Consider the following 281-nt stretch of genomic DNA (forward strand, 5'->3'; position numbering starts at 1 on the left):
CTCGCGGCAATCTCCATGCGCTGATGATCCGAACGCTGGCGGATGCGGCTCACCACGAACTGCTCCGACACCGCCGACGCCAGCGCGGCGCCATGCTTGCGGCCGATCAGGTCGAGCATCATGTCGATCGACGCAGTGCCGCCCGCGCAGGTGATGCGCCGCGCGCCGATCTCGAACAGTTCCTGACTCGCATCCAGCGACGGGTAGCGCTCACGAAATGCCGACAGCGCCTCCCAATGCACCGTCACGTTGTCCGCGCTGCCGAAAAGCCCCGCTTCCGC

At 66.9% G+C, this 281-nt stretch carries 1 pseudogene; it reads right to left on the bottom strand.

The features are described 5' to 3' along the window. Positions 1-281: pseudogene (locus EN859_RS37570) on the bottom strand (GlxA family transcriptional regulator); the annotation flags it as partial.

It is taken from the genome of Mesorhizobium sp. M00.F.Ca.ET.216.01.1.1 (genome assembly GCF_004010325.2).
Classification (GTDB): domain Bacteria; phylum Pseudomonadota; class Alphaproteobacteria; order Rhizobiales; family Rhizobiaceae; genus Mesorhizobium.